We start from the raw sequence: 2,943 nt of genomic DNA, 5'->3' as shown, positions 1-2,943 counted from the left end.
GTAGTGGTTTTGCCGAAGCCGAACGGCCCCGCCATCAGGTGCAGCCGCTGCTCCCAGTACGCCGGACCCCAGCCCTTGACCGGAACCATGCCGCACAGGCATTCCAGCACCGACGCGCCGGGCTGCGACACCAGCCGCTGATAGAGATCCACGGCCACCGCGTCGGAAATACCCTCGCGCTGAAGATACTCAAGGGCGACGCGCTGACGGGGGGTGAGGCGCTCCAGTTGAATGGCGGGCTTCATGAGGGCGAAAAGCTGATCCTTGATCTGCTGCCACTCCTTGTGCCATTCGCCCCAGCCGCCGGGAACCCCACTGACGGGCGCGCCGTTGCCGGACTGGGAGCGCTCCATCCCCGCCGTGATTTCATGGCAGACCTCACCGTTTTTGCGGTAGGTGCGGTTGCCCAGGATGACGGCGTCTGGCCCCATTTCGGCCTTGATTCTTGCCAGAATCTCCTGCGATGCGGCGCCGGTGAACGTCTTTACCTGCATGGCCTTTCCTTATGACTGGCGACGATTGCGCCGCCCGTTATTGCCGTTGTGCCGTATGTTTGACAGCACACTGACTAATTGCAAATTAGGGGCCAAGCTGGAAAATACGGCCCGGCAAAGAGGATATGCCCTGCGCGCCGTGGCATGAGCCTGCGGCGGGGCGTGTCATAAAAAAGCGGCGAGCAAGAGGCAAGCGCAGCGTATGCGGGAACAGGGGAAATTTTGACAGCGTATTGTGTTGCCCCTGTGGAGGTCCCCCTGTGCGAATTCGTGGCTTCGCACAGGGGGCGGGGCGGCGGGGCATATGGGCCTTCCGGTATGCAGGGGAGTGCGCCCGGTGGCCCCGGGCAGGCCGCACAGTGTTGCTGCCCGTCTACCGCCCCGGATTCAGGAAAAGAAGATGGAGCCGGTTTTTTGAAAAGACGTTGAAATGTTTTTAAATGTTTCTCGCTTTTTGTAAAAACATTCGGTCACAACCGGGTCAAAGAGCACACCTTTGTTGTCCATAATGTACTGGGTAGATATGGAATGGGGCCACGCGCTCTTGTATACGCGGGCGAATCTGGTGGCGTCGTATACATCGACCACCGCCATGAGCCGCCCGACGAAGGGGATGTCGGCGCCCTGCAGGCGCAGGGGATAGCCGGATCCGTCCCATCGCTCGTGATGCGTGCGTGCGATTTCTTCCGCGAACTGAAGAAAACGGGAATCGAAAATATGCCGGAGGCTGTGGATCAGTTTGCCGCCGTGCAGCGTATGGGTTTTGATGGTATCGAACTCTTCGGCTGTCAGGGGGCCGGGCTTCTGCAATATGGCATCGGGGATGTGTACCTTGCCGATATCGTGCAAAATTGCGGCCTTGCTTATTTCTTTTATATCCTGCTCGGTCAGAGGGACAAGGGCATGCATCTGTATGGCGATGTCTTCCAGCAGCACCTTCATATAGCGGGCCACGCGCAGGATATGCCCGCCGGTATCCGGGTCTTTCATGGCGGTCAGGGTTGCCATGCCTTTCAGAAAGATATTTCTGGAATAAGACATGTGGGCGCTCAGGTGCAAAAGAGCCTCTTCGGTGCGGCATTGGCCCAGAGTGGCTGCCACACGTGTGGCAAGCTCTCTGTTGGCGACGGGCTGCGTAAGATAATCGTAGGCTCCCGCGCTGAAGGCAGCCTCCTTATCAAGAAGAGAGCTGTGGTCCGACAGAACGATGACGGGCGGCCTTGACGACAGTTCGAGTTCAGAAAGGCGCCGCAGAAAAGCATACCTGTACTCCCCCGCCGGGTCGCCGGCGGGGGAATACAGAACAGCTCGGGGCGGCCAAGCGAGAATCGCGTCCAGGGCGGCTTCTTCGCAGGAATGATGGGTGATAGTATCGCCGGGCAGGGCCTGTTCCAGTTGGCGGATCTGGGTCGGAGTCATTCCTACAGATACAATGTGCATACGCGCTTCTCCAAGTGGTCTTGCGGCGGACGGTTATTGGGCGCGCAGGTCGACAACCAGATTTTTTAGCCCGTCAGTCTGTTCGGAAAGTTCCACCACTGCCTGGGCGCACATGTGCATGGCTGTGGCTCCCTCGTCGGCCATGCGGTTTATTTCGTCCAGGGCGCGGGTGATCTCTTCACTGGCCGCGGACTGTTCTTCAGCCGCTGCGGCGATATTGCGCACCTGATCCGCCACAGCGGCGACATTTTCCACAATCTCCACCAGCGACTGGCCTGATTTTTCCACAAGTGCGGCCGTGTCGTTCAGTTCGCTGGAGGTCTGTTCCACCGCGCTGATGCTGTCTCTGGTTCCCTGCTGTATGCCGCTGATGGCATCTCCCACTTCTTTTGTGGCGTTCATGGTGCTTTCGGCAAGCTTGCGCACCTCATCGGCCACCACGGCAAAGCCGCGCCCGGCCTCTCCGGCGCGGGCCGCTTCAATGGCCGCGTTGAGAGCCAGCAGGTTGGTCTGGTCCGCGATGTCTGAAATGACCGTCATGATGGCCCCGATGCTTTCCGCCCTTTCTCCCAATGATTCCATATAACCTTTGAGGCGCTGGGCATCTGTCTGCACGATGCTGATGGATTCCACTGACTGGCGGACGATCGATTCGCCCAGAAGAGCGTTTTCCCGGGCAAGATTGGACCCGTCAGCCGCAACCCCCGCATTGCGCGCCACTTCAAGCACGGTGGAGTTCATTTCTTCCATGGCTGTGGCAGAAGTAGCCACGCGCTCCCGCTGGATGTCGGTTCCTCTGGTGGATTCCTGAATCTGGGCCGAAAGTTCCTCGGTAGCCGTATACAGCCGGGCGGTCACGCCCTCGATGTTTTCGGCCGTCAGCAGAATGGCCCTTTGGCTTTCCTCTGCTTTGCCCTTGGCGGCATTGGCCTCTTCTGTAGCTTCCGCGGCCAGCCTGCTTTGCTCGCGGGCCGCCGCGCTCTGTTCCTCGGCCTCGGCAATGCGGCGG

2 protein-coding genes and 1 pseudogene are annotated in these 2,943 nt (G+C 59.6%); all 3 read right to left on the bottom strand.

Going from position 1 to position 2,943, the window contains the following annotated elements; genetic code table 11:
* Positions 1-494 (bottom strand): annotated as a pseudogene (locus V6C16_RS10570) (flagellar biosynthesis protein FlhF); the annotation flags it as partial.
* Between the two features lie 387 nt (positions 495-881).
* Complete coding sequence (locus V6C16_RS10565; protein ID WP_333534587.1) at positions 882-1,934, bottom strand: HD-GYP domain-containing protein; 1,053 nt, start codon at positions 1,932-1,934, stop codon at positions 882-884.
* Positions 1,935-1,967: 33 nt separating this feature from the next.
* A partial coding sequence (locus tag V6C16_RS10560; RefSeq protein WP_333543169.1) for a methyl-accepting chemotaxis protein occupies positions 1,968-2,943 on the bottom strand: 976 nt, incomplete at its 5' end.

Source organism: Desulfovibrio sp. 1188_IL3213, assembly GCF_036763145.1.
Lineage (GTDB): Bacteria > Desulfobacterota > Desulfovibrionia > Desulfovibrionales > Desulfovibrionaceae > Desulfovibrio.
This window is presented reverse-complemented; position numbering and strand designations above follow the sequence as displayed.